A 24,219-nucleotide genomic window follows, 5' to 3' on the forward strand; every position below is an offset into this window, starting at 1 on the left:
CAGAAATGGCTCGCAGCCCTCACATTTAATCCGCTTTATTGTTCTGATCTGGTATTACCAATTTCCGGCGCACGTCAAGCTCTTTCTTGGACGATGGCAGGCCCTCAGACAAGCGGATTCTAGCAACATCTGCCTGTTTTTCTTAAATTTTCCTGCTCCTTGATACGCAAGAGCCTTGTTTTGGCTACGGCGCTACGATTATTGTCGGTACTTGACATCCCAATCTGGTCGAACCAGATCGATACTATTTCGTGGCTATCGCCGGCGCGCTTCTGTCTTCGTTGGCCATCGATTCCACCACTGCAGCTCGTACCAGGGCGCCGGCTGCCCATTGTGCTACCGACATCCTCTTGCGGCTGTCCAGCCCCCATATATCCTTCAGCACAATGAGCACTTCAACGCCGAAGATCAGCGACAGGGCCTGGGCCAGGCGCTTGAATTCGCGTGGCGGCAGCCTGTCCTTGAGCGGCGCGATCGCGTCCTTGAGCAGATCGACGCGATGGCCGCGCGTAAACGCCGGCTCGCCGCCCAGTGTGCCGGCCTGCCGCCGCGCCCACTGGTCGAGCGACAGCTTCAGCGCCGCCTTGAAGGTTGCCTCGAAGGCCTCGATGCGCGGCATGGCCGTGTCGAACAGTTCGACCACCCGGCGCTCGGGATCGGTCGAGGCTGATTTCCAGGTGAGGATCGGCCCGAGCCCTTCGTTGACCACCGCCTGCACCAGCGCCGCCTGGCTTGGAAAATACCGATAGGCGGTGGCGCGCGAGACTTCCGCCGCTTCGGCGACCTCGCTGACCGAGGGCGTGGCGCCCGCCTGCATCAGCCTTGTCGCCGTCTCCAGCATCAACCGCCTTGTGCGCGCCCGTGGTCCGCGCGCGGCAGAGCCGGCGTCCTCGGACACTGCCGCTTGTTGACGTGAGACATTCATGTCAATACGATACGCGCGTCTCAAAAAATTGCAATGGCCATCCCTCTGGTTACGTTGAAGCCCTACGGCGCCCCCCTCTGTCCTGCCGGACATCTCCCCCACGAGGGGGGAGATTGGCTGTCATCTGCACCTTCGCCAATCTCCAAAATCGCATGGAAGGCGCCGATCGAGCGAACTGCCGATCTCCCCCCAAGCGGGGGAGATATCCGGCAGGACAGAGGGGGGCGCCGTAGAGCACTCCGTTCTCATGTACTGAACGCGGCCACCGTTCAGCCAGCCCCCAGGGAGGCACGCCCATGAAGCGCGTCTATGTGGTGGGCACCGCCGACACCAAGGGTGAGGAACTAGCTTTTCTGGCCGATGCGGTCGCTGCCACCGGTGCTGCTGTCGCCCGTGTCGATGTCGGAACGCGCGATGCCACCGTGCCGGTCGATGTCCCGGCCGAAGAGGTCGCCGGCCACCATCCCGGTGGCAGCAGTGCCGTGTTGGGCATCGACGACCGCGGCACCGCGGTCGCGGCAATGGCCATCGCCTTCACCCGGTTTATCCAATCGCGCACCGATATATCAGGTGTGATCGGCATCGGCGGTGGCGGCGGCACTGCAATCATCACATCAGGCATGCGCGCTCTGCCGCTCGGCCTGCCGAAAATCATGGTCTCGACGCTCGCCTCGGGCGACACCGCGCCTTACGTCGATGTCTCCGACATCGTCATGATGCCGTCGGTGACCGACATGGCCGGCCTGAACCGGCTTTCTCGTGTCGTGCTGCACAATGCCGCCCAGGCGATATCGGGCATGGCTGCAAAACCGGCGGCGCCGCCCGACGGCAAGCCGTCGATCGGGCTCACCATGTTCGGCGTCACCACGCCATGCGTGACGTCCATCGCCGAGCAGCTTCGCTCGACCTATGACTGCCTGGTCTTCCACGCCACCGGCACCGGCGGCCGCACCATGGAAAAGCTGGCCGACAGCGGCTTGCTGTCCGGCGTCATCGACATTACCACGACCGAGGTCTGCGACCTCTTGTTCGGCGGCGTGCTGCCTGCAACCGAAGACCGCTTCGGCGCGATCGCCCGCACGAAACTGCCCTATGTCGGCTCGGTCGGCGCGCTCGACATGGTGAATTTCTGGGCGCCGCCGACCATTCCGGAACGCTATAGCGGGCGGCTGTTTTACGAGCACAATCCGAACGTGACGCTGATGCGCACGACACCTGACGAAAGCCGCAAGATCGGCGAATGGATCGGCGCAAGGCTGAGCCTCTGTCAGGGACCGGTCCGGTTCCTCATTCCCGAAAAGGGCGTCTCGGCGCTCGACATCGAAGGCGGCGCCTTTTTCGACCCTGAAGCCGATGCAGCACTCTTCGAGGCCATTGAGCGCACGATCGTGCCTGATAACACGCGACGCGTGACGCGCCTGCCGCTGCACATCAACGACTCCGAATTCGCCAAGGCGGCAACAGCGGCCTTTCTCGACATCGCCGGACAGTGAGAGAAGAAAACATGGCCGCCATACCGCGCAAGAAAATCCTGGAAAAGTTCCGCAAGATGATTGCCGCCGGCGTGCCGATCGTCGGCGGCGGCGCCGGCACCGGCCTGTCGGCCAAGGCCGAAGAGGCTGGCGGAATCGACCTGATCATCATCTATAACTCCGGCCGCTACCGCATGGCCGGGCGCGGCTCGGCCGCCGGCCTGCTCGCCTATGGCAACGCCAACGAGATCGTCAAGGAGATGGCCTACGAGGTGCTGCCGGTGGTCAAGAAGACGCCGGTGCTGGCCGGCGTCAACGGCACCGATCCCTTCGTCATCATGCCGCTGCTGCTGGCCGAGCTGAAAACAATGGGCTTCTCCGGCGTGCAGAACTTTCCGACCATCGGCCTGTTCGACGGCCAGATGCGGCAGAGTTTTGAGGAAACCGGCATGGGCTTCGGGCTCGAGGTCGACATGATCGCCGCGGCACACGAGCTCGACCTCCTGACCACGCCCTATGTGTTCAACCCCGACGAGGCGCGCGCCATGACCAAGGCCGGCGCCGACATCGTCGTCGCCCATATGGGGGTGACCACCGGCGGCTCGATCGGTGCGACGTCGGCCAAGTCGCTCGACGATTGCGTGACGGAGATCGACGCCATCGCTGAAGCGGCGCGTGTCGTGCGCAAGGATGTCATCCTGCTTTGCCATGGCGGCCCGATCTCGATGCCCGACGACGCCCGGTACATCCTCGAACGGTGCAAGGGCCTGCATGGCTTCTATGGCGCGAGCTCCATGGAGCGGCTGCCGGCGGAAGCGGCGATCGCCAGGCAGACCGCGGATTTCAAGGCCGTGACGCTTGGTGCCAAAACGACTGCGAAAAAAAAGAAGGGATGAGACGATGACCGACCAGAGCAAGGTGTTTGTCTATCCGAAGGATGTCAGCGCCTTCGGCTTCGACTGGGGCAAGCTCTCGCTGACGGTGGCGCCCGAGGTGAACGGCGCGACGCGCTTTTCAGGCGGCGTCGTCGACCTGCCCTCCGGCAAGGGCCACACGCGGCATAATCATCCAGGTGCGGAAGAGATCATCTTCGTCATCTCGGGCAATGGCGAGCAGATGGTCGAAGACGAGAACGGTAATCCGGTTGTCGCGAAGGTCGGGCCCGGCTGCACCATCTATGTGCCGGAAAGCCGCTTCCATTCGACGCTGAACACCGGCGACGGGCCGATGCAGCTGTTCGTCGTCTATTCGCCGGCCGGGCCGGAACTGGCGCTGCGTGACCTGCCGGATTTCCGGCTGCTGCCGCCGGGCGGGAGTCATTGATAGCACTGTTCGCCGGTGGCAGTTCGAGTACCTCTCACCGGTTTGCCGGCAAACCGTCGCGCCCCAGCTTCAGCGCCGGCGAAGCTTTGCCAATCACGTATTGACGGCCTATGCTGTCACATCGGCCGCCAATTTGCTTCGGATGCAGCCGACAGTAAGAGGGTACGTGCTCTTGCCCGTCAGGGAGAGAGCCATGCCCCAATCCCTTTTTCGCAACCAGATATTGAAAGCCCTCTCCTCAGAGGATTTCGCGCTTTTGCAGCCGGCAATGCGTCACGTCGAACTGGGCATCAAAGCTCGGCTGGAAGTCCCATATCAGCCGATCGAGCATGTGTATTTTCCAGAGATGGGTATCGCTTCGGTGGTCGCCACCATGGCCGGAGGGCGACAAAGCGAAGTCGGTATCATCGGCAACGACGGCATGACCGGGATTGCGGTCATTCTCGGCCAAGACAGGTCTCCCAATGAAACCTATATCCAGGTCGCCGGCAATGGCTGGAGCCTGCCGGTTGAAAATCTTCGCTCCGTGATTGCAGAAAGCCAGACCCTTCACGAGTCACTGCTGCGCTATGCCCACGCGTTCCTTGTCCAGTCGTCCCGGACGGCACTGGTCAACGGCCATTCGAAGATCGAGGAGCGGCTCGCCCGCTGGTTGCTGATGGTCCACGACCGCGGTGAAGGAAATAAGATCTACCTGACGCATGAATTTCTGGCGACCATGCTTGGCGCTCGACGTCCCGGCGTTACCACAGCCCTCCAAATGCTTGAATATCGGGGGCTGGTTCACGCCAAGCGCGGCGAGATCACCATTGTCGACCGCGCCGGAATGATAGATCTCACACATGGTGCGTACGGCGAGGAGGAGCAGCGCTATTTCGGCCTGGCGCCCGCCTGATTGTCCGCTTCCAGACATAATCTTGAAGGCCGCTGCATGTTGGCCGTAAATCATGTTGGTAACGGGTTTCAGGGAGGGAATCTTGATGACCAACACTTTTCACACCGTCACGGTTGAAAGGGCGGCCGAGGCCTATGTCCTTTCCAGAGGCAAGGCCCGCTTCCTTTCGATCGCACAGGCAATCCGCGCCATCCGAACACTCATGCCCGCTTGCAAGGCCACTGACCACGAGTTGGAGGAGATGCTGGCGGAGGCATGCATCGCTCACGGTGTGCCCGTCGCTTTCGACGTAACAACGGCCGTTGGCGCAGAACCACGGCTCCACTCGTAGGGCCGGAGATGCCCGCGCTGGCGCAGACGCCTACCTTATCGGACGTTCGCCAAGCGATCGTCCGATACCTGATCGACAACATCGGCAGGCCGAGCATTTCGATATCCGAGGTTAACCACTCCGTGAGGAGAATGTTTCCGCTTTGCGAACTCACGGATTGGGAGCTTGGCTATCTCATTGCGCGAAGCGCGATCGACGCAGGATTTGCGATTGATTTCGACGCGGCAGAGCGCTGAGAGGCCTGTCGAGGCACCGACGATTTCGCGCCGTGTTTCCAGGAACAACGTTGGCAAGTTCTTCTCGGGTCGAACTTGGTCGTCCAGAGTGACTGGGTTTGATCGCAAGCGCGCTTTAAGCCACCCCACCCCTGTTCCAACCCCTGCCCCGATCACCGAACATGACGTAGCCGGTCTCAGTAACCGCGACCGTGTCCTCGAGCTTGATGAAGCCGCGCGTCGGGTGGAGCATCGTCGTCTCAACCGAGAGCACCATGTTTTTCTCCAGTGGCTTTTCGGCATAGGTGCCTTCATATGTCACCGGATGGTTGGTCATCAGGAATGGCGCTTCATGCGTGATCAGCCCCATGCCGTGGGCAAAGAAATCGGTGTACGGCGCGACCTTGGATTTCTTCAGCACGCCCTCGGCATAGGAGATCATATCGCCACCAAGAGTGCCCGCCCTGACCTTGGAAAAGGCGGCCTGCTGCACCGTCTCGACCTCGGCTAAAAGATCCTCCAGTTCGGCGTCCGGCTCACCCAGAATGCCCATGCGGCAGAGGTCGCCGATATAGCCGTGATAGTTGCCGCCGGAATCGATCGACATCACCTCGCCCTTCTTCCACGCCTGTGAAGAGCCGGCGCGGTTGTGGCTGGAGCCGAGCGTCAGCAGGCAATATTCGAAATGCGCGCCGCGATTGGTCTCCTCGCGCCGCAGCTGCTCGATGATCTCGGTCTTGGTCGTGCCTTCGCGTGCCCAGGCAATGGTCGCCAGCATGGAATCGGTGATCAGTTCGGAGGCGATGCGCAGCTTTTCCAGCTCCGCTTCGGTTTTGATCGCCCGCATCCGCTCCAGCATATCAGTCGCGTCGATCAGCTTGGCGTCCGGCAGCGCCTTGCGGATCAGCGTGTAGGCATCCGACGGCAGGAAAGCCGGCTCGATGCCGATGCGGGCATCGCCCTTGCCGATTTTCGTCAGGTGTTCGACGGCAAGGTTGGCGGCGTCGAGCGTGCCCCAGCAGGCAGCGTGCAGCGTCGGCGTCCAGAATGGATGGTTCTGGTGCTCGCCGCCTTCCATGCGGTTGCCGATATAGGCGGCATGCTCAGGCCCACCCTTCTCGTAGACGACAACAGGCAGATAGCGGCTGTGGCCGATCGCATCCATTGCGGCGAAGAAGATGAACTTGTAGCCGCCAAGCAGATATTGGATGTTGTGCTTGGAGGTGGCGAGCAGCACATCGATGCCGGCCTCCTCCATCAGCCGATCGACCCTGGCATGATCGAACGGAATGGTGCTGACGGCGTTCTTGCCCGGGGCGACGTTCATCTTTCTCTCTCCCTGAATTCCGTGGCCGGTCGCATCGCCGGCTGTCTTGGTCACGATACTCTGGCTGTCGGTCAAATCTGCACTATTTTGCCCAGTCTGGTCCAGCCAGAATAGGTGAAACGCCCGTTTCGGCACACTTCGACGTCGTATGTCGCGATGCTTAACCTAATCTGGTCCTACCAGATAAGCTCGGATTGAACCGCTTCCCTGTAACTGGTCCAGCAGACGAAATTTTCAAAGCCACGCCAGGATGCGCCAATTCCCTCTCTGGCGAAACCCTCGGCAAGGCTCATAATCAGCCTTGCAAGGATGCCGTCTGGCGTCCGAGGGTATTGGCCCACCCGGCCGGGTGGCTGAGAGGGACGGAGTTCTATCATGTCAGATGTCACGATTTCCAGACGCTCCATGCTTGCCGGTTCGGCATTGCTTCTGGCTTCGACGGCGCTGCCGACCATCGGTCTGGCGCAGACGCCGAAGAAAGGCGGACGGCTGGTGGTCGCCGCCGATTCCGAGCCGCGCAACCTCAACCCGGCGATCGTCGCTTCCAACGGCGTGTTCTTCATTTCGAGCAAGGTCGTGGAAACGCTGGCCGAGGCATCCTTCGACGGCAAGGACGGGCTCGACCCGCGCCTGGCGACAAGCTGGGAGGGCGCCGCCGACGGCCTGTCGGTGACGTTCAAATTGCGCGAAGGCGTCAAATGGCATGACGGCAAACCCTTCACCTCCGCCGACGTCGCCTTCTCGGCGCTGCAGATCTGGAAGCCGCTGCAGAATCTCGGCCGCACCGTGTTCAAGTATCTGGAGGCGGTCGATACGCCCGACGAACTGACGGCTGTGTTCAAATTCGCCAAGCCGACACCGTTCCAGCTGATCCGCAACGCCTTGCCGGCTCTGAGCAGCGTGGTGCCGAAGCACATCTACGAGACCGGAAAGATCGAAGAGAACCCGGCCAACAATGCGCCTGTAGGCACCGGCCCGTTCAAATTCGCCGAACACAAACCCGGCGAATATTACCGGCTGGAGAAGAATGCCGACTATTGGGGCAAAGACCAGCCTCATCTCGACGAGATCATCTACCAGGTGCTGCCCGACCGCACTTCGGCGGCAAGTGCGCTTGAGGCGGAAGAAATCCAGCTCGCCGCCTTTTCCGCGGTGCCTTTGGCCGATCTCGACCGCATCTCCAAAGTGCCTGGACTTAAGGTGATCACCAAGGGTTATGAGGGGCTGACCTATCAGCTCGTCGTCGAGATCAACCATCGCCGCAAGGAGCTGGCCGACCTGAAGGTGCGCCAGGCAATCGCCCACGCCATCGACAAGGATTTCGTCGTCAAGACGGTGTTCCTCGGCTACGCCGCGACAGCCACCGGCCCGGTGCCGAAGAACGATCCGCAATTCTATACGGCCGATGTGCCGACCTATGCCTTCGACGTGGCCAAGGCTAACGCCCTGCTCGACGAAGCCGGTTACAGCAAAGGCGACGACGGCAAGCGCTTCTCGCTGAAACTGTTGCCGGCACCCTACTTCAACGAAACCAAGCAGTTCGGCGACTATCTGCGCCAGGCGCTCGCCGCCATCGGCATTGACGCCCAGCTGGTCAACAACGACTCGGCCGCGCACATCAAGGCCGTCTACACCGACCACGCCTTCGACCTCGCGGTCGGGCCGCCGGTGTTCCGCGGCGACCCGGCGATCTCGACCACCATCCTGGTGCAGAGCGGCATGCCCGACGGCGTGCCGTTCTCCAACCAGGGCGGCTACAAGAACGACGAGCTCGACGCCCTCATCGCCAAGGCATCCGAGACGCTTGATACCGCCGCGCGGACGGAGCTTTACAGGGAGTTTCAGAAAAAGGTCGCAGCCGACCTGCCGCTGATCAACGTCGCCGAATGGAGCTTCATCAGCGTTATCAGAGACACGGTGGGGAATGTCGCCAACAACCCGCGCTGGGCGGTGTCGAACTGGGCGGACACCTGGCTGGAGCGGTGAGCTGCGGTTAATTGAGATTGACCTTCGCCAGTAGGTGAAGTTGGTAATGTCCGTGCTCGACGATACCCCCCTCTGTCCTGCCGGACATCTCCCCCTCAAGGGGGGAGATTGGCTTGCTTTGATGCCGGCCCTTCCCTTAGCGATGTTTGCGATTGGCGCTACGGCGAGTGACGGCCGATCTCCCCCCTTGAGGGGGAGATGTCCGGTAGGACAAAGGGGGGCGCCTAGGCACTGCGCATCCCAGGATCGGCACATCGCCAAGCAGCCGGCGCCGCCATGACCCGCACCCTTACCCTCCTTCGCCGTCGCCTCGTCGGCAGCATCTTCGTGTTGCTGATTGTCGTCATCGGCACTTTCCTTTTGCTGGAAGCCGCGCCCGGTGACGCCGTCGACGCCTATATCGCCTCGACCGGCGGCGACGCCGGCATGATCGAATTGCTGCGCCATCGCTGGGGCCTCGACCAGTCGGCGCTGACGCGGCTGGCGAACTACTTCTGGGCGCTGCTGCATCTCGACCTTGGCCAGTCAGTGACCTTTTCGCGACCGATCCGCGAGGTGATCCTCGAACGCCTGCCCAACACGCTGCTTTTGATGGGCAGTGCCACCGCGCTCTCCTTCGGCCTCGGCTCGGCGCTCGGCATCTATGCCGGCGCCAGGCCCGGCAGTTTTCGCGACCGCTTCCTGTCGATCGGCTCACTCGCGCTCTATGCCGTTCCCGGCTTCTGGCTCGGGCTGGTGCTGATCATCGTCTTTGCCGTCGACCTGCGCTGGTTTCCGATCGGCGGCATCGAGAGCCTCGCGTCGGGCAAGACCGGCCTCGACCGCGCGGTGGATATCGCCAGCCATCTCGTCCTGCCGGTGTCCGCACTCGGCTTCATCTATCTGGCGCTCTACCTGCGTATGATGCGCGCCGGCATGGCCGAGGTCTGGCGGCAGGATTTTGTCCTCGCCGCTCGCGCCAAAGGGCTGTCCCGCCGCCGCATCGTGCTCGCTCACATCGCCCGCAACGCGCTGTTGCCGCTGGTCACCATGCTCGGCCTGCAATCGGCACAGATGCTGGGCGGCAGCGTCGTCATCGAAAGCGTCTTTTCCGTGCCCGGCCTTGGCCGGCTGGCGCAGGAAGCGGTGGCTGCGCGAGACACGCCGCTGCTGCTCGGCATTATTCTCACCAGCGCCGTTCTGGTTATCGTCATCAATCTTCTCGTTGACATCGCTTACGCCTTCCTCGACCCGCGCGTCGGCGCCAGCGAGGCCGGTGCGTGAGCCCGCTTCGCCGTTTCTTCCGCACGCCGGAAGCGGTCGCTGGCGCGACCATCCTGGCGGCGCTGGTCGCCATGGCGCTGTTAGCGTCGCTGTTCTTTCCCGGCGATCCGCAGGCGATTGCCGGGCCGGCATTGCTACCGCCCTTTCAGGACTGGTCGCTGCCGCTCGGCACCGACCGGCTCGGCCGCGATGTGCTGGCCGAACTTTTCCACGGAGCCCGTACATCGCTGGCGGTCGGGCTGGCGGCGGCAGCCGCAGCCCTTGCCGTCGGCGCGATAGTCGGCACGCTGGCCGGATTTGCCAGCGGCCTCGTCGACGAAGTGCTGATGCGCATCACCGACGCCTTCCAGACCGTGCCGAGCTTCCTGCTGGCGCTGGCCTTCGTCAGCGTCGTCGGCCCATCGCTCGGTGTCGTCATCGCGGCGATAGCGCTCGGCGCCTGGACCGGACCGGCACGTGTCGCCCGTGCAGAAGTGCTGTCGATCCGCGAGCGCGATTTTGTTGCCGGCGCCCGCGTCATCGGCATGCATCCGCTGGAGATCGCCTTTCGCGAAGTACTGCCCAACGCATTGCCGCCGGTACTGGCATTGTCGTCGGTGATCGTCGCCGCCGCGATCCTCACAGAGGCGGCCCTTTCGTTTCTCGGTCTCGGCGACCCAAACCGCGTGACCTGGGGCGGCATGATCGCCGAAGGCCGCGCCGTGCTGCGCACCGCGCCCTTTTTGTCGATCATTCCCGGTGTAGCGCTCGTGCTGACCGTGCTCGGTGTCTATCTCGCCGGCGAAGGCGTCGTCGAGACGACAGCGGTGAGAAGGAGCCTGTCGTGACGGCACTGCTTTCGATCCGCGATCTGACGGTGACCTACCGCCGCGATGGCACCGAGGTGGCGGCGCTGAACCATATCAGCTTCGATGTCGCCGCCGGCGAGCGCCTCGCCATCATCGGCGAGAGCGGCTCGGGCAAGAGCACGCTGGCGCTGGCCATTGCCGGGCTGCTGCCGGGATCATCGAGAGTTGAAGGCCGTATCGATTGGTCTTTGCCATCGCCGTCATCCTGGGGCGCCAAGGCACCCCCCTCTGTCCTGCCGGACATCTCCCCCTCAAGGGGGGAGATTGCGCTCTCATCTCCGCCTTCGCCGATCTCCAAGGTTGCAGGAAGGGACCCAACAGCGAAACTGCTAATCTCCCCCCTTGAGGGGGAGATGTCCGGCAGGACAGAGGGGGGCCTCATGGAACGCAAAGCTCAAAAATCCGTCGCCAAACCCACCCACACCCCCCTCGGTGGCCGCGACATCGGCTTCGTCTTCCAGGACCCGTCGGCCAGCCTCGATCCGGTGATGGCGGTCGGCGAGCAGATCGCGGAAGTCGCGCATGCGCATCTCGGTCTTACTTGGTCGCAATCCTATGCCAGGGCAAAAACCCTGCTTGAACGCGTCCGGCTGCCCGATACAGACGCCGCTTTGCGCGCCTTTCCGCACCAGCTTTCCGGTGGCCAGAAGCAGCGCGTGGCGATCGCCGCCGCAATCGCGGCCGGTCCGGAACTGCTGATCGCCGATGAGGCGACCAGCGCGCTCGACACCATCGTGCAGGCCGAGATTGTCGCCCTGATCCGACAATTGGTAGCGGAGGACGGCATGACGCTGCTGTTCGTCAGCCACGACATCGCGCTGGCCGCCGAGCTGGCCGAGCGCATCACCGTATTCCGGCACGGCGAGCTGGTCGAGCTCGGCGCGACGGCGCAGATCATCGCTAGCCCGCGCCACGCCTACACAAGAGCGCTGCTCGACGCTCATCTCGGCCTCGACGCCGAACCGTTGTTGGAGCGGGCAGGAGCGTCGAGGTGAGCAGTCCATTGCTGGCCGTTTCCGGCCTGACCAAACGATATCGTCGCGGCGGCAAGACGATTGCCGCCGTCGATGACGTTTCCTTCGACATCGAGCCCGGCGAGACGCTGGCGCTGGCCGGGCCTTCCGGCAGCGGCAAGTCGACGATCGCGCGGCTGCTGCTGCGGCTGATCGAACCGGACGCCGGCCGCATCGAGTTCGAAGGCGGCGATTTCCTGTCCCTGAACGGCGCTTCCTTGCGCGCCCGGCGCGTGCATATGCAAATGATGTTTCAGGACCCGCTTGCCGCCTTCAACCCGCGCGCCAGCGTCGCACGCGTGCTCGACGACCCCCTGCGCATCCATGGCATCGCCTCTCGAAAGGAGCGCCCGCGCCGCATCGCCGCTTTGCTGGAGCGCGTCGGCCTGAGCGCTGATCTCGCCGGCCGCGGCATCCACGAGATTTCAGGCGGCCAGCGCCAGCGCGTCGCGATTGCCCGCGCCATCGCGACAAAGCCGACGCTGATCGTGCTCGACGAAGCAGTGTCTGCGCTCGACGTATCCGTGCGCCGACAGATCCTGCAATTGCTGCTCGATCTGCAACGCGAGGAACGGATCGCCTATCTGTTCATTTCGCATGATCTCGGCGTTATCAGCGCCATCGCCCATCGTGTCGTCATCCTCGACGCCGGCCGCACCGCCGAGAGCGGCGACGCCCGTGCCGTCATCGACGCGCCGCAGTCGGCGATCGGCAAGGCGCTGGTGGCGGCAGCGCCAAAACTGAACAGGACCAGCAAAGGCTCAGACGCGGCCGGTCGTCAGTAACCGAGCGCGCAACCATCCTTGCGTGGATCGGACGCGCCGGTAAGCGTCCCCTTGTCCCAGTCGATCAGCACCAACTGACCGCCGCCATGCGGCTCGGTCGCGATGGACAACTGGTGGCCTCGTTCGCGTAGGCCGGTGATCGCCTCGCCCGGAACCCCGCGCTCCGCCTCCACAGTGTTCTGTCTGTAAAACACTCGTGGCGCATCCAGCGCCTCCTGCGGGTCCATGCCGAAATCAATCATGTTGGTGAGCAGGTGGACATGGCCGAACGGCTGGTAGCCGCCGCCCATCACGCCGAACGGCATGACCGCCCGGCCCTTGGCTGTCACCATGCCTGGCATGATGGTGTGCATCGGGCGTTTACCCGGTGCGATGCAGTTTGGGTGGTCCGCCGCCAGGCAGAAGCTGCTGCCGCGGTTCTGCAGCACGACCCCGGTTTTTGGGCCAACCAACCCGCTGCCGAACGAATGAAAAGTCGAGTTGATGAAGCTGACCGCATTACGGTCGCGGTCGACCACCGAGATGTAGACGGTATCGCTCGGCTGAAGCTCAAGCCGAGGCAGATGCGTCATCGCGCGCGCCGGATCGATCTCGGCGCGAAGCTGGTCCGCATGGGATCTGGACAACAACTGCTGCACGGGGACATGGACCTGGTTCTGGTCGCCGATGAAATTGTCGCGGTCCTGATAGGCAAGCCGCCCCGCCTCGATCTCGAGGTGAAAGCGCTCGGCGCCGTTCGGTTCCAGCGAGCCGAGCGAAAAGCCCGACAGCACATTCAGCATGATCAGTGCCGTCAGCCCCTGGTTGTTCGGCGGCATCTGATGGATATCGTAGCCCCGGTAGGACGTGCCGACCGGCCTGACATAGTCGCCCTTCGTCGCCGCAAAATCCTCGAGCGCATGCAGCCCACCGAGAGCACGCAGACGCGACACCAAGTCGTCGGCAACCTCGCCTTCATAGAAGCCGGCACGACCGCGGCGCGACACGATGCGCAAGGTGTCGGCCAGTTGCGGCTGTCGGTGCAGCTCGCCGGCCAGCGGCGCCTTTCCATCCGGCAGAAAAATCCGCGCGGCATGTTCGTCGGCGGCCAGCAAGGCAGCACTGTCAGCCCAGTCGAAGGCGACGCGGTCTTGGACGACATAGCCCTGCTCGGCGTAACGTATGGCCGGCGCCAGCGCGGCGTCTATGCCCTTTCTGCCGTGATCCTCGAGCAGTCGGCACCAGGCATCGATGGCGCCCGGCACGGTGACCGCGTGCGGACCGGACTCGGGCAGCGCGTCATGCCCCCTGTCCAGATACCATTGCGCCTCTGCCGCGGCCGGTGCGCGGCCGGAGCCGTTGAAGGCCAGAACCTCACCTTGGCCGTTGGGACAGTAGAGGACGAAACAGTCGCCGCCGATACCAGTCGATTGTGGCTCAACGACTGCCTGCACCGCAGCCGCGCAAACGGCTGCATCCATCGCATTGCCGCCGGACCGCAGCATCTCGACCGCCGCCAGCGTGGCCAGCGGGTGTGATGTCGCGGCCATCGCTTCCGTCGCACGAACCGGCGACCGTCCGGGGAGCTGAAAATCACGCATGCAGGATCAATAACCTCCGAACTAGCGATGGCGCCAAGAGTTGTGCCCTCGAAAGTAGCACGACCAGGAGGCAGTGATCACCCGGGGAAATTACCGTCCTCAATCGGCAAATTTGAAAAAATCGGTGGTGTAATCCGGGTATGCGTTCAGCCCATCGAAAAGGTCGGTCAGGTCGCGGGTGTCCGCCAATATTCCTGATAAGACCAGCGCAGTCGCCACGCCGGCGCCAATTCCACCGGCGATATCGTGTTCGACGCTGTCTCCGACACAGACCACGGTGCTTCGGTCCGGGTTGCCCGCCAGCGCCAGCGCGGCATCGAAGATCGGCGCGTAGGGCTTGCCGATGCGGGTGACGCTGCCGCCGAGGCTCTCGTAGAGGACCGCAAGCTGGCCGGCGCCAAAGCGGGGGCCTACTGCCGTCAGCATGATCTTGTCGGGGTTGGTGCAGAAGCATGGCACCTGCCGCATTGCTGCCGGTTCAAAAAGTCTGCGATAATGCTCGAGATCGTAGCGATCGCCCTCGCTGGCGGCGATCAGCACCAGCTCGGCATCGTCGCCGTCGCTGGTCAACGCGAAAGACAGACCTTCAATCGCCGAGCGGTCGCCTTCCCTGCTGATCAGCAAGCACTTGGTGTTTGGACGCAGCTTTCCAGATGCCGCCATTTCATGAAACGACCGCCACGCGATCTCGCCGGAAGAGACAAATTGATCCCAGCTTCCTGGTTCGAAGCCGAGCTTCAGCAAGCGGGCCTCGTTGGGCCGTGCCCGCCTGCCCGAGTTCGAGACCAGCACAATCGTCTTGCCTGCGCGCTTCAGCGCCGACAATGCCTCCACGGCGCCCGGATAAGGATTGGTGCCATCGTGCAGCACGCCGAACTGATCGAGCAGGAACACCTGATAGCGCTCAACCAGCGCGCCGATGCCGTCTAGATGCTCAACTGTTTTCGTGCTCACAAAAGCCCCGCTTCGATTGCGCCCATCAGCGCCAGCCGCGCCGTGCCGGCGGCCGCCTCGTCCGAAAGCGCCGGCAGGAAACCGACGCCCAGCTTGCGCTGCCGGATCGCGGTCCAGGCAGGATTTGCCGCACCGCCGCCGACGCTTCTGACCGACGTCAGTCGCGGGGCGCCGAGCTCGGCAAGCCGGCGATAGCCGAGCGCCTCGATCCCGGCAATGCCCTCCAGCATCGCTTTCAGATAGTCGGCGTCGTCCGCAGGCCGCGGCGTCAGGCGTGGCGGCAGAGCAGGATCGGCGATCGGAAAGCGTTCGCCGACCGCCGGAAGCGGATAATAGTTGAGGCCGGTCTCCGTCGTGGGGTCGATCGCCGCGCTCAGCTCGATGATGCGCGCGAGGGGAAAATGCTGCGCCAGCACCTTGCCCCCCGAATTCGACGCACCACCCGCCAGATAGGCATCTCCCAACCGGTGACTATAGATGCCGAACTGCGGCGCCGAGATCGGCCGGTCGGAGAGGATCTTGATGGTCAGCGAGGACCCCAGCGCGGTGACGCCGTCGCCAACTGCCGCAGCACCCGTCGCCAGGAACGACGCACAGCCATCCGTCGTCCCGGCGACCACGGCCACGTCACGCTCCAGGCCGAACAGGTCCGCCGCACGCGCGGTGAGCGTTCCCGTGACATCGCCCGGCTTGACGACGCGAGGCAGGAATTCCATGCACATGCCGGTCGCCGCGATCCAGTCCGGCCAGCGGCGGGCCTCGACGTCGTAGCCGGTTTTCAGAGCATTGTTCTCGTCGCTGATATCGAAGCGGCCGGAGAACTGTGCCGCGATCCAGTCGGCCTGATGCAGCACCGCGGCGACGCCGGGCAGGCGCTGGAACCAGAGCGCCTTGGCGAGACCGGACGTCGCCCCAAGTGCTGCGCTCGCTGCCGGCGCCTCGCGCGCGATCACCGCCAGAATGGCGTCGTCTTCGACCTTGTCATTGTACATCAGCGGCTCGACCAGCGGCCGCCCGGCGCCGTCGACCGGCAGCAACGTGCCCGAAGTGCCGTCGACGGCAATCGACCGGACCGCCGCGCGATCGATGCCTGAAAGCAGTTCCGTCAGCGCCGCACCGACCGCTGACCACCACACCGAGGGGTCGCGGGCATCCTGGCCAAATCTGTCGAGTGGAACGGCGGAACGCGCGGCTATCGAAAAGTCCGGCCGCATAGCGACGGCGCGCGCACCTGATGTGCCGATATCGATGCCGATCGAAAGCTGGTCGATTGAACGCGCCATGTCAGCCGCCGGCGGCATTGAGTTTCTGGCGATACTGCTCGGCGTCCCAGTTGATCAGTTCATCATTCTCCGCGGCGGTCAGATAGTTCAGCTTCGCCGCGACGTCGACCCGCGCCGTCACGTCGGCGAGGCAGCGTTGCATGGCGTCGGCGCCGGCACTGGCGTCGCCGCGCATCAGCACGCCAAGCCCGGGAAACAGGATTGCCGCGGGTGCCGTGCCGCACCGTTCGGTGACACGCTTCACATCCTCGCCAGGTCTCGCCACGACCGAACCCTGGCCGAGAAAGATGACGTGATCGGGATAGAGGCTGCCTCCCGACGCCATGCGGCAGCTTTCCGGATCGATCGCGGCCGCATGCGCTTCGATATCCGCCGGCAACCTGTAACCGGTGCGTCCGATGAGCGCCGTCAATGCGGCAACGTTTGGCTCCGCCACCTCGCGCGGCGGCCGCGCCAGCAGCCCTGTGACGCGACGCAGCAGCGCCTCGGCTCCAGCGACGGTCTCGGCTGCGACGACCAGGCCGTGATTGGCAAGGATCAGCACATCGACCCCAGGCCGAAGGCGCTCGGCAATGCCCTGGGCAAGCGGCAGGCCCGGCCGGCGATAGGCAACATACGCCCATTCGATGCCATCCAGGCGCTTAGCGATTTGAGCCTCGCAGTCGGCCTGCACAGCAAGCGAAATGGTGTCGACGCAGTGGACATGCAGAACGACGCGCTGCGGCATCAGCGCATGAACCGTGGTCTCGATCGAGGGACGCAGCTTGCGGGCATTGAGCGCCTCGATGGCGAAACCTTGTGGCTGATCGGCGGCCGGGTCGCGCTGCTCGACAGCCCTAAGCAGCGGGGGGATCGCTACGGGAACCATGATGTCCTCGGCGAGCGCATTCTTCAACCAAGTACCGGAAGCCTTGATCCAGAGTGTGTCGCCAGCCTTCAGCGAAGTGTTGCCGCCCGCGGCCTGGGTCAAATGCGGGTCGCGCCCGATGCTGGCCGAAAGCGACCGCAAAGCAGCCAATTCCTGCGCATCCGCATAGTTTGCCATCGAATTCCTCCACAAACCGGCCGCGTGGCCACGGCTTTGGATGGTGACGCTGGTATCGCAGATGCGAGTAAGTTACGTCAATAGTGATCTTATCTCGTCAAATCGAGCTTGCAATCTGATACACCTTGAGTAAGTTGCACCAATTGCCGTGGCAAAATGGCATTTCGGGAGGGTATCCGTTGAGCGACTCCGGCCGCCAGCGTCAGATCGTCGAGTTGTTGCGGGATCGCCCCTTCGCCTCGGTGCGCGAGCTGCAGGAGCGGCTCGGCGTGTCGGCTGCGACGGTGCGGCGCGACATCGACAAGATCGATGAGGCCGGTGAAGCACGGAAGGTCTACGGCGGCATCTCGGCGCTCGATGGCGCCTCGCAGGCGGGCGTCGCCTATGCCAGGCCCTATGACGAGAACCGCGATCTCGCGGTCGAGGCCAAGCGGCAGATCGCCGCTCTCGCCGCGACCATGGTGCGCGATGGCGACGCCGTCATCGTGCATGGCGGTTCGACCTGTTTCCATCTCGGGGCCAAGCTCGCCGACCGCAACATCCGGCTCTATACCAACTCGATGCCGCTCGTGGCCTATCTGAGCGACCACGGCCATTGCAGCCTGACCGTTGCCGGGGGTGAGCTTCATCGCGAGCCGGGCATCATCCATTCGCTCACTCAGGCCGTGCCGTTCTATGCGTCGAAGTTTTTTCTTGGCGCGCAAGGCATCGGCCAGGAGGGCCTGCTGGAATCGCATCCGCTGCTGGTCCGCTCCATCGTCGAACTCAGCCTATGCGCCGACCAGATCGTGGTGCTGGCCGACAGCCGCAAACTGTCGATCCACGCGCGCAACGTCGCGCTGCCTTTGTCCCGCATCGGCACTCTGGTCACCGATGACGGCCTGTCCGACGCTGACGCGCGCATGCTGGAAGACGCCGGCGTCATGGTGCGGATCGCCTCTGCCTCGGGAGCCATCCAATGAAGGTGGCTGTCCTCGACTTCGGCAAGACCAACTCGAAGCTATTCGTCTTCGGCCAGGACGGGCAGATTCTCGACGAGCGCCGGACCCAGCCGAGCTGGACGCGCAAAGGCGGCTTCAGCGTGCTCGACGAGACAGCGCTTCACGATTGGGCGGCTCGCGCCGTCGACGACGCGGTCGACAATCATGGCATAGAGGGCTTGATGGTTTCGGGCCATGGCTGCACCTTTGCGTTGGTTGACGATGCGGCGCTGACGCATCCGATCCTCGACTACGAGCAGGAACCGCCGGCTGAGATTGCCGCGCAGATCGATCGCCGCATTCCGGATTTTGCCGAGACCTTCTCGCCGCATCTGCCGCTCGGCTTCAACTATGGCCGCCACATGCTGTGGCTGAAGGCAGTGCAGCCCGGCGCGTTCGCTGCGGCAAAGTCGATCCTCGGCTATCCGCAGTACTGGAGCTGGCGCTTTGGCGGCCGGGCGGTCTCGGAAGTGTCGTATCTGGGCTGTCACTCGCATCTGTGGGCGCCGCGCAAGCGCGATTTCTCCTCGCTGGTCGACGCAGAGGGATGGCGCGGCCAGATGCCCGACTTCGAGCGTGCCGGCGCGGTCATCGGCGAGCAGCGCTTCGGCGAGGCGGCGTGGCCGATCGCCATCCACAACGGTGTCCATGACAGCAATGCGGCACTGTATGCCTATCGCCGGCAGGAGCTTGGCCCGGTCACTGTCGTCTCGACCGGCACCTGGGTCATCGTGCTCAACCCGGACTGCCCACTCGACGCGCTCGATCGCGACCGCGACATGCTGGTCAATGTCGATGTCGATGGTGGCCCGGTGCCCACCATCCGCTTCATGGGCGGGCGTGAATTCGCGACGATCAGCGCCGGCTGGCAAGGCGCAATCGACCGCTCCACGCTACAGCAGGTGATCGACGCCGGCATCATGGCGCTGCCCAGCTTCGCGCCAGGTGGGCCGATGCCTGGCCATCCCGGCGAACTGGTCGGGCGCGCACCCAACGCGGAGGAGCGCGCGGCCGTGGCGCTGCTCTATGTCGCGCTAATGGTCGATCTGTGTCTCGACCTGATCCATTCGAACAACACCGTGATCGTCGATGGCGGGCTGAACAGTGGTGGCCTGCTCGCCAGCCTGCTGGCGCAGCTGCGTCCCGGCCAGGCCTTCATGCAGGGCGCCACGCCGGAGGGCAGCGCCACCGGAGCGGCGGCTCTTGCGTTCGAGAGTGTTGGACGCGAGTTCGCCGCCGAGGCGCCGGAGCCTGTCCGTGCTTCAAGCTTCGCCGGGCTTGCCGGCTATCGCGACAGCTGGCGTAGTCTCGCCACCGACCGAGGCGTCGCTGATGCTGCAGCGGGAGGTGCACGATGACCGCCGCGGCCCGGATCGAAACAGTGAGCCAGCCGGTGCTGGAGATGCGGCATATCTCGAAGACGTTCGGTCCGATCCGCGCCTTACAGGATGTGTCGCTGACCGTCCACGCCGGCGAACTGCACGCGCTGATGGGCGAAAACGGCGCCGGCAAGTCGACGCTGATGAAGGTGCTGTCCGGCGCCTACCGGCCCGATACCGGCGGCGACATCCTGATCGACGGCATACCGGTCGCCACCGGCGACCCGATCAAGGCGCGCGCCAACGGCATTGCCGTCATCTATCAGGAGCTGTCGCTGGCGCCCAACCTGACGGTCGCGCAGAACATCTTCCTCGGCAACGAGCCGAGACGGTTCGGCATCGTCGACCGCGACCAGTGCAATCGGCGCGCCAACGAGATCATCGCGCGGCTCGGCGTCTCCTTCTCGGCGCGCGCCCTTGTCTCCAGCCTGTCGCTCGGCGAGCGCCAGATGGTCGAGATCGCCCGCGCCCTGTCGACCAGCGCGCGCATCATCGTCATGGACGAGCCGACGACGTCGCTGACCTCGCGCGAGACAGACAGGCTGTTCGAGGTCATTGCAACGCTGAAGTCGCAAGGCATCGCCATCATCTACATCAGCCACCGCATGGAAGAGGTCTACCAGCTTGCCGACCGCGTCAGCGTGCTGCGCGACAGCGGCTATGTCGGCACGCTCGAGCGCGCCGATCTGAACGCCTCGCGTCTCGTCTCGATGATGGTCGGCCGTGACCTGTCCGCCTTCTACAAGAAGGATCACCGCCCGCCGGACAGCAAGCGCGCGATCGCGCTATCGGTGCAGGGTATGTCGGACGGCAATCTTTTGAAGAACTGCTCCTTCGACCTGCACAAGGGCGAAGTGCTGGCGCTGGCGGGCCTGGTCGGCTCGGGCCGCACCGAGCTCGCACGGCTGATCTTCGGCGCCGATAGGCACACATCAGGCACGCTGGAACTCGACGGCAAGCCGATAGCCATCGGCTCGCCGCGCGAGGCGCTGGATGCCGGCATTGCCTATCTCACCGAAGACCGCAAGGAACTCGGCCTGTTCCTCGACATGTCGATTTCCGACAATATCAGCATGGGCGTGCTCGCAAGAGACGCGCAGGTTGGAGGCTTGCGCGACTTTGCGACGGCCGAAAGGCGCGCCGCCAAGGCCGTTTCCGACCTCTCCATCCGGACCAGGTCGGTGCAGGCCAATGCCGGCTCGCTGTCGGGTGGCAACCAGCAGAAGGTGCTGCTCGCCCGCCTGCTCGAAACCGAGCCGCGGGTCCTCATCCTCGACGAGCCGACCCGCGGCGTCGATGTCGGGGCGAAGTCGGAAATCTACCGGCTGATCGACGATCTCGCCAAGAAGGGCATCGCCATCCTGATGATCTCCAGCGAACTGCCGGAGGTGATCGGCGTCGCCGACCGCGTGCTGGTGATGCGCGACGGCACCATAGCAGGCGAGGTGACGGCATCCGAAGGCCAGCCGCTCAGTCAGGAAGCAATCATGGAACTTGCAACGGGGGCGGCCAAGCGATGACCGACAAGGCAACCGAGATAAGCGCGGGCGACCAGGCTGTCGGCAAGAACCGGCGGCTGCGCACCGCCTTCGCCGCGCTTGGCATGCTGCCGGTCCTGATCCTTTTGGCGGCCGGCTTCCAGTTCATGAACCCGCGCTTCCTGACCGAGACCAACCTGTTGATCGTCACCCAGCAGTCGTCGATCAACATCGTGCTTGCGGCCGGCATGACCTTCGTCATCCTGACCGGCGGCATCGATTTATCCGTCGGCGCCATCCTTGCCGCCTCCGCGATGGTGGCGGTGATGGTGTCGCTGGTGCCGGAATGGGGCATGCTCGGCGTGCCGGCGGCCATTCTGGTCGGCCTCGGCTTCGGCATCATCAACGGGCTGCTCGTCGCCTACATCAAGCTGCCGCCCTTCATCGTCACGCTGGGTTCCCTCACAGCTGTGCGCGGTGTCGCCCGCCTGCTCGGCCAGGACACCACGGTGTTCAACTCGGACCTGCCGTTCGACTTCATCGGCAACGGTTCGCTGTTCGGCATCCCCTGGCTGGTCATCATCGCTCTGTCGGTCGTGGTGCTGTCGTGGCTGGTGCTCAAACGCACCGTGCTCGGCACCTGGATCTATGCCGTCGGCGGCAATGCCGAGGCCGCCCGTCTCACCGGCATCAAGGTGCCGCTGGTGCTGCTCTTCGTCTATGGCGTTTCCGGCCTTCTGGCCGGCGTTGGCGGCGCCATGTCGGCGGCCCGGCTCTACGCCGCCAACGGGCTGCAGCTTGGGCAGTCCTACGAACTCGACGCCATCGCCGCGGTCATTCTCGGCGGCACCAGCTTCGTCGGCGGCGTCGGCTCGATCTGGGGCACGCTGATCGGCGGCCTGATCATCGCGGTGCTCTCCAACGGGCTCATATTGGCCGGTGTTTCGGACATCTGGCAGTACATCATCAAGGGATTGGTCATCATCGTGGCGGTCGCCCTCGACCGCTACAGGCTCCAGGCAGGAGCAAGAACGTGATTGACCTTAGTCGCCGGCGTCAACGACCCGGTTTCATGTAACGCACCGTGAGAGGCGCGGGGCATCAGGAGGAAAGAATGAAGACCATCGCTAAACTGCTCTGCGGCGTTGCCCTCGCGGCCGTCGCCATCGCACCGGCTTCGGCCAAGGATTTGAACAAGGTCGGCATCTCGGTCGGCCTGCTCGGCAACCCGTTCTTCGTCGCCACCATCAAGGGCATCGAAGACGCGGCCAAGAAGATCAACCCGAATGTCGAGGTGACGTCGGTGTCGGCCGACTACGACCTCAACAAGCAGGTCTCTCAGGTCGACTCGTTCATCGCTGCCGGGGTCGACGTGATCATGCTCAACGCCGTCGATGCCAAGGCGATCGCACCGGCGGTCAAGAAGGCGCAGGCGGCGGGCATCGTGGTTGCCGCGTTCGACGTTTCGGCGCCGGACGCCGACGTCACCGTGATGACCAACAACGTCAAAGCCGGCGAAGCGGCCTGCCAATATCTGGTCGACCATACCGGCGGCAAGGGCGACTATGTTATCCTGAATGGCCCGGCATCGTCGTCGATCCTGGAGCGGGTCAAGGGCTGCAAGGACGTTCTCGCGAAGCACCCGGATATCAAGATCCTCTCCGACGACCAGAATGCCGAAGGCTCGCGCGACGGCGGCCTGAAGGTGTTCCAGTCGCTGCTGACACGTTTCGACAAAATCGACGCGGTGTTCGCCATCAACGATCCGACGGCGATCGGCGCCCAGCTTGCGGCCAAGCAGCTCAATCGCTCGGAGTTCATCTTCACCGCGGTCGACGGCGCGCCTGATATCGAGAAGGAACTCTCTTCCGGCACGTCGATGATCAAGGCCTCGGCCTCGCAGGACCCCTATGTGATGGCTGGCCAATCGCTGCAGATGGCGGCTGAAGTGCTTGCCGGCAAAAAGCCGGCCGAGGCGACGGTGCTGCTCGACCCGCAGCTGATCACGGCCGAGAACCTGAAGGACTACATGGGCTGGACCGCAGCCCGCTAAGCCTCCCAAGGCTGGTGCGGCCGGGATGACCGGCCGCACCGTTTTTGTTTGAGCATCGGATTTTCCCAAAACCGGTTTTCACTTTTGGGTCCGATGCTCTCGACCAGCAGGAGACGATCATGTCGCGCATTGGAATCCATTCTTTCGTCTGGTCGGCAAGCTCGGCGCAAGGCGACCTCGAACGGACGCTGGCCAACACCAGGGAGGCCGGCTTCGACCTGATCGAATTCTCCTATCTCGATCCTGCCAATGTCGACATTGACGGGCTGGCCAAGCGCATCGCCGGCCTCGATCTCGGCGTGGCGATCAGCATCGGGCTGCCGGCCGACGGTGACATTTCGAGCGCCGACAAGACGGTTGCCGCGCACGGCGTCGAAATCCTCAAGGATACGATCGCGCTTACTCGCGATCTGGGTGGTCAGAAGGTCGCCGGCATCCTCAGCACCAGCCATGGATTGCAGGCGCAGGCGCCGACGCGCGATCAATGGAACCGCAGCGCCGGAACACTCGCTAAGGTCGCGGAGACCGCCAAGGCCGCCGGCGTCACGCTCAACCTCGAGATCGTCAATCGCTTCGAGAGCAATCTGCTCAACACCGCGGCGCAAGGGCTGGCCTTTATCGAAGACACCGGCTCAGACAATATCTTCCTGCATCTCGACACTTTCCATATGAACATCGAGGAGGCCGATGTCGGACTGGCCATCCGCCACGCCGCGAAGAAGATCGGCTATGTCCATATAGGCGAGAGCCATCGCGGCTTCCTCGGCACCGGCAACATCGACTTTGCCGCGATCTTCGATGCGCTGACCGCAATCGGCTATAGCGATGATCTCAGTTTCGAATCCTTCTCGTCGGAGATCGTTGACGAGAACCTTTCGAAGAAAACTGCCATCTGGCGCAATCTATGGACCGACAACATGGAGCTGGCGCGGCATGCGCGCCGCTTCATCGCCATCGGGCTGGAGACGGCACGGCGCAAAGCCGAGCTTGTTTCATCAAGCCATCGACCTTAGCACCACCCGGCCTCATCAATCAGGCGTGGCTCGAGCATCGGACCCAAAGTGGGTACCGGTTTTGGGAAAAT

The 24,219-nt window shown here is 63.8% G+C and carries 23 protein-coding genes; 17 read left to right on the plus strand and 6 right to left on the minus strand.

All coding sequences use genetic code 11. The features are described from left to right. Positions 1 to 244 precede the first annotated feature (244 nt). Positions 245 to 925, minus strand: a complete 681-nt coding sequence (locus EOC94_RS19705; RefSeq protein ID WP_127292788.1) for a TetR/AcrR family transcriptional regulator — start codon at positions 923 to 925, stop codon at positions 245 to 247. Positions 926 to 1,221: 296 nt separating this feature from the next. On the opposite strand from EOC94_RS19705, the gene EOC94_RS19715 reads away from it, so the two are divergent. The 6 genes from EOC94_RS19715 to EOC94_RS19740 all read left to right on the plus strand — a co-directional run bounded on the left by EOC94_RS19715 (position 1,222) and on the right by EOC94_RS19740 (position 5,182). After that, complete coding sequence (locus EOC94_RS19715; protein WP_127292791.1) at positions 1,222 to 2,418, plus strand: Tm-1-like ATP-binding domain-containing protein; 1,197 nt, start codon at positions 1,222 to 1,224, stop codon at positions 2,416 to 2,418. A gap of 11 nt (positions 2,419 to 2,429) precedes the next feature. Beyond that, positions 2,430 to 3,293 carry a phosphoenolpyruvate hydrolase family protein gene (locus EOC94_RS19720; RefSeq protein WP_127292794.1) on the plus strand — a complete coding sequence of 288 codons (864 nt, stop codon included), beginning with the start codon at positions 2,430 to 2,432 and terminating at the stop codon, positions 3,291 to 3,293. A gap of 4 nt (positions 3,294 to 3,297) precedes the next feature. After that, a complete protein-coding gene (locus tag EOC94_RS19725; protein WP_127292797.1) occupies positions 3,298 to 3,720 on the plus strand; it encodes a cupin domain-containing protein in 423 nt (140 codons plus the stop codon). 166 nt (positions 3,721 to 3,886) lie between these two features. Then, the gene (locus tag EOC94_RS19730) at positions 3,887 to 4,615 is read left to right on the plus strand and encodes a Crp/Fnr family transcriptional regulator (protein ID WP_245465601.1); all 729 of its coding nucleotides are present in this window, start codon (positions 3,887 to 3,889) and stop codon (positions 4,613 to 4,615) included. 85 nt (positions 4,616 to 4,700) lie between these two features. Continuing rightward, positions 4,701 to 4,946 (plus strand): hypothetical protein, encoded by a 246-nt coding sequence (locus tag EOC94_RS19735; protein ID WP_127292800.1) that lies wholly within the window; start codon positions 4,701 to 4,703, stop codon positions 4,944 to 4,946. A gap of 8 nt (positions 4,947 to 4,954) precedes the next feature. Further along, on the plus strand, positions 4,955 to 5,182 hold the full coding sequence (locus EOC94_RS19740) for a hypothetical protein (RefSeq protein ID WP_127292803.1): 228 nt from the start codon (positions 4,955 to 4,957) through the stop codon (positions 5,180 to 5,182). Between the two features lie 115 nt (positions 5,183 to 5,297). On the opposite strand, the gene EOC94_RS19745 is transcribed toward EOC94_RS19740, so the two are convergent. Further along, on the minus strand, positions 5,298 to 6,488 hold the full coding sequence (locus EOC94_RS19745) for a Xaa-Pro peptidase family protein (protein ID WP_127292806.1): 1,191 nt from the start codon (positions 6,486 to 6,488) through the stop codon (positions 5,298 to 5,300). A 375-nt stretch (positions 6,489 to 6,863) separates the two neighbouring features. Here EOC94_RS19745 and EOC94_RS19750 point away from each other — a divergent pair, with 375 nt between their 5' ends. The 5 genes from EOC94_RS19750 (at position 6,864) to EOC94_RS19775 (ending at position 12,383) form a co-directional block, all read left to right on the plus strand. After that, a complete protein-coding gene (locus EOC94_RS19750) occupies positions 6,864 to 8,474 on the plus strand; it encodes an ABC transporter substrate-binding protein (protein WP_127292809.1) in 1,611 nt (536 codons plus the stop codon). A 276-nt stretch (positions 8,475 to 8,750) separates the two neighbouring features. Continuing rightward, positions 8,751 to 9,737: an ABC transporter permease gene (locus EOC94_RS19760; RefSeq protein WP_127292812.1), complete on the plus strand. Its 987-nt coding sequence runs from the start codon at positions 8,751 to 8,753 to the stop codon at positions 9,735 to 9,737. Beyond that, a complete protein-coding gene (locus EOC94_RS19765) occupies positions 9,734 to 10,564 on the plus strand; it encodes an ABC transporter permease (protein WP_127292814.1) in 831 nt (276 codons plus the stop codon). Before EOC94_RS19760 ends, EOC94_RS19765 begins: the two co-directional genes overlap by 4 nt. Continuing rightward, the gene (locus EOC94_RS19770) at positions 10,561 to 11,580 is read left to right on the plus strand and encodes an ABC transporter ATP-binding protein (protein WP_185928281.1); all 1,020 of its coding nucleotides are present in this window, start codon (positions 10,561 to 10,563) and stop codon (positions 11,578 to 11,580) included. Before EOC94_RS19765 ends, EOC94_RS19770 begins: the two co-directional genes overlap by 4 nt. Next, positions 11,577 to 12,383, plus strand: coding sequence for an ATP-binding cassette domain-containing protein (locus EOC94_RS19775; RefSeq protein WP_127292817.1), 807 nt, complete (start codon positions 11,577 to 11,579; stop codon positions 12,381 to 12,383). The genes EOC94_RS19770 and EOC94_RS19775 overlap by 4 nt, the downstream gene beginning before the upstream one ends. Here the strand turns inward: EOC94_RS19775 and ggt are convergent. The 4 genes from ggt to EOC94_RS19795 all read right to left on the minus strand — a co-directional run bounded on the left by ggt (position 12,377) and on the right by EOC94_RS19795 (position 17,245). Further along, positions 12,377 to 13,963, minus strand: coding sequence for a gamma-glutamyltransferase (ggt, locus tag EOC94_RS19780; protein ID WP_127292819.1), 1,587 nt, complete (start codon positions 13,961 to 13,963; stop codon positions 12,377 to 12,379). The two genes, EOC94_RS19775 and ggt, sit on opposite strands and share 7 nt — an antisense overlap. Before the next feature lie 99 nt (positions 13,964 to 14,062). Continuing rightward, positions 14,063 to 14,917, minus strand: coding sequence for a TIGR01459 family HAD-type hydrolase (locus tag EOC94_RS19785; RefSeq protein ID WP_127292823.1), 855 nt, complete (start codon positions 14,915 to 14,917; stop codon positions 14,063 to 14,065). Next, positions 14,914 to 16,200 (minus strand): FGGY-family carbohydrate kinase, encoded by a 1,287-nt coding sequence (locus EOC94_RS19790; RefSeq protein WP_127292826.1) that lies wholly within the window; start codon positions 16,198 to 16,200, stop codon positions 14,914 to 14,916. Before EOC94_RS19790 ends, EOC94_RS19785 begins: the two co-directional genes overlap by 4 nt. A gap of 1 nt (position 16,201) precedes the next feature. Beyond that, the gene (locus EOC94_RS19795) at positions 16,202 to 17,245 is read right to left on the minus strand and encodes a class II aldolase/adducin family protein (RefSeq protein WP_127292829.1); all 1,044 of its coding nucleotides are present in this window, start codon (positions 17,243 to 17,245) and stop codon (positions 16,202 to 16,204) included. A 179-nt stretch (positions 17,246 to 17,424) separates the two neighbouring features. On the opposite strand from EOC94_RS19795, the gene EOC94_RS19800 reads away from it, so the two are divergent. The 6 genes from EOC94_RS19800 (at position 17,425) to EOC94_RS19825 (ending at position 24,148) form a co-directional block, all read left to right on the plus strand. After that, the gene (locus tag EOC94_RS19800; RefSeq protein ID WP_127292832.1) at positions 17,425 to 18,207 is read left to right on the plus strand and encodes a DeoR/GlpR family DNA-binding transcription regulator; all 783 of its coding nucleotides are present in this window, start codon (positions 17,425 to 17,427) and stop codon (positions 18,205 to 18,207) included. Further along, positions 18,204 to 19,583, plus strand: coding sequence for a carbohydrate kinase (locus tag EOC94_RS19805; protein ID WP_127292835.1), 1,380 nt, complete (start codon positions 18,204 to 18,206; stop codon positions 19,581 to 19,583). The genes EOC94_RS19800 and EOC94_RS19805 overlap by 4 nt, the downstream gene beginning before the upstream one ends. Further along, on the plus strand, positions 19,580 to 21,124 hold the full coding sequence (locus EOC94_RS19810; RefSeq protein WP_127292838.1) for a sugar ABC transporter ATP-binding protein: 1,545 nt from the start codon (positions 19,580 to 19,582) through the stop codon (positions 21,122 to 21,124). The genes EOC94_RS19805 and EOC94_RS19810 overlap by 4 nt, the downstream gene beginning before the upstream one ends. After that, positions 21,121 to 22,119: a ribose ABC transporter permease gene (locus EOC94_RS19815; protein ID WP_127292840.1), complete on the plus strand. Its 999-nt coding sequence runs from the start codon at positions 21,121 to 21,123 to the stop codon at positions 22,117 to 22,119. Before EOC94_RS19810 ends, EOC94_RS19815 begins: the two co-directional genes overlap by 4 nt. A gap of 77 nt (positions 22,120 to 22,196) precedes the next feature. Then, positions 22,197 to 23,135, plus strand: coding sequence for an ABC transporter substrate-binding protein (locus EOC94_RS19820; RefSeq protein WP_127292843.1), 939 nt, complete (start codon positions 22,197 to 22,199; stop codon positions 23,133 to 23,135). A 119-nt stretch (positions 23,136 to 23,254) separates the two neighbouring features. Beyond that, complete coding sequence (locus EOC94_RS19825) at positions 23,255 to 24,148, plus strand: sugar phosphate isomerase/epimerase (RefSeq protein ID WP_127292846.1); 894 nt, start codon at positions 23,255 to 23,257, stop codon at positions 24,146 to 24,148. Positions 24,149 to 24,219: the final 71 nt, after the last annotated feature.

The sequence above is a fragment of the Mesorhizobium sp. M6A.T.Ce.TU.016.01.1.1 genome, assembly GCF_003997065.1.
Classification (GTDB): Bacteria; Pseudomonadota; Alphaproteobacteria; order Rhizobiales; family Rhizobiaceae; genus Mesorhizobium; species Mesorhizobium mediterraneum.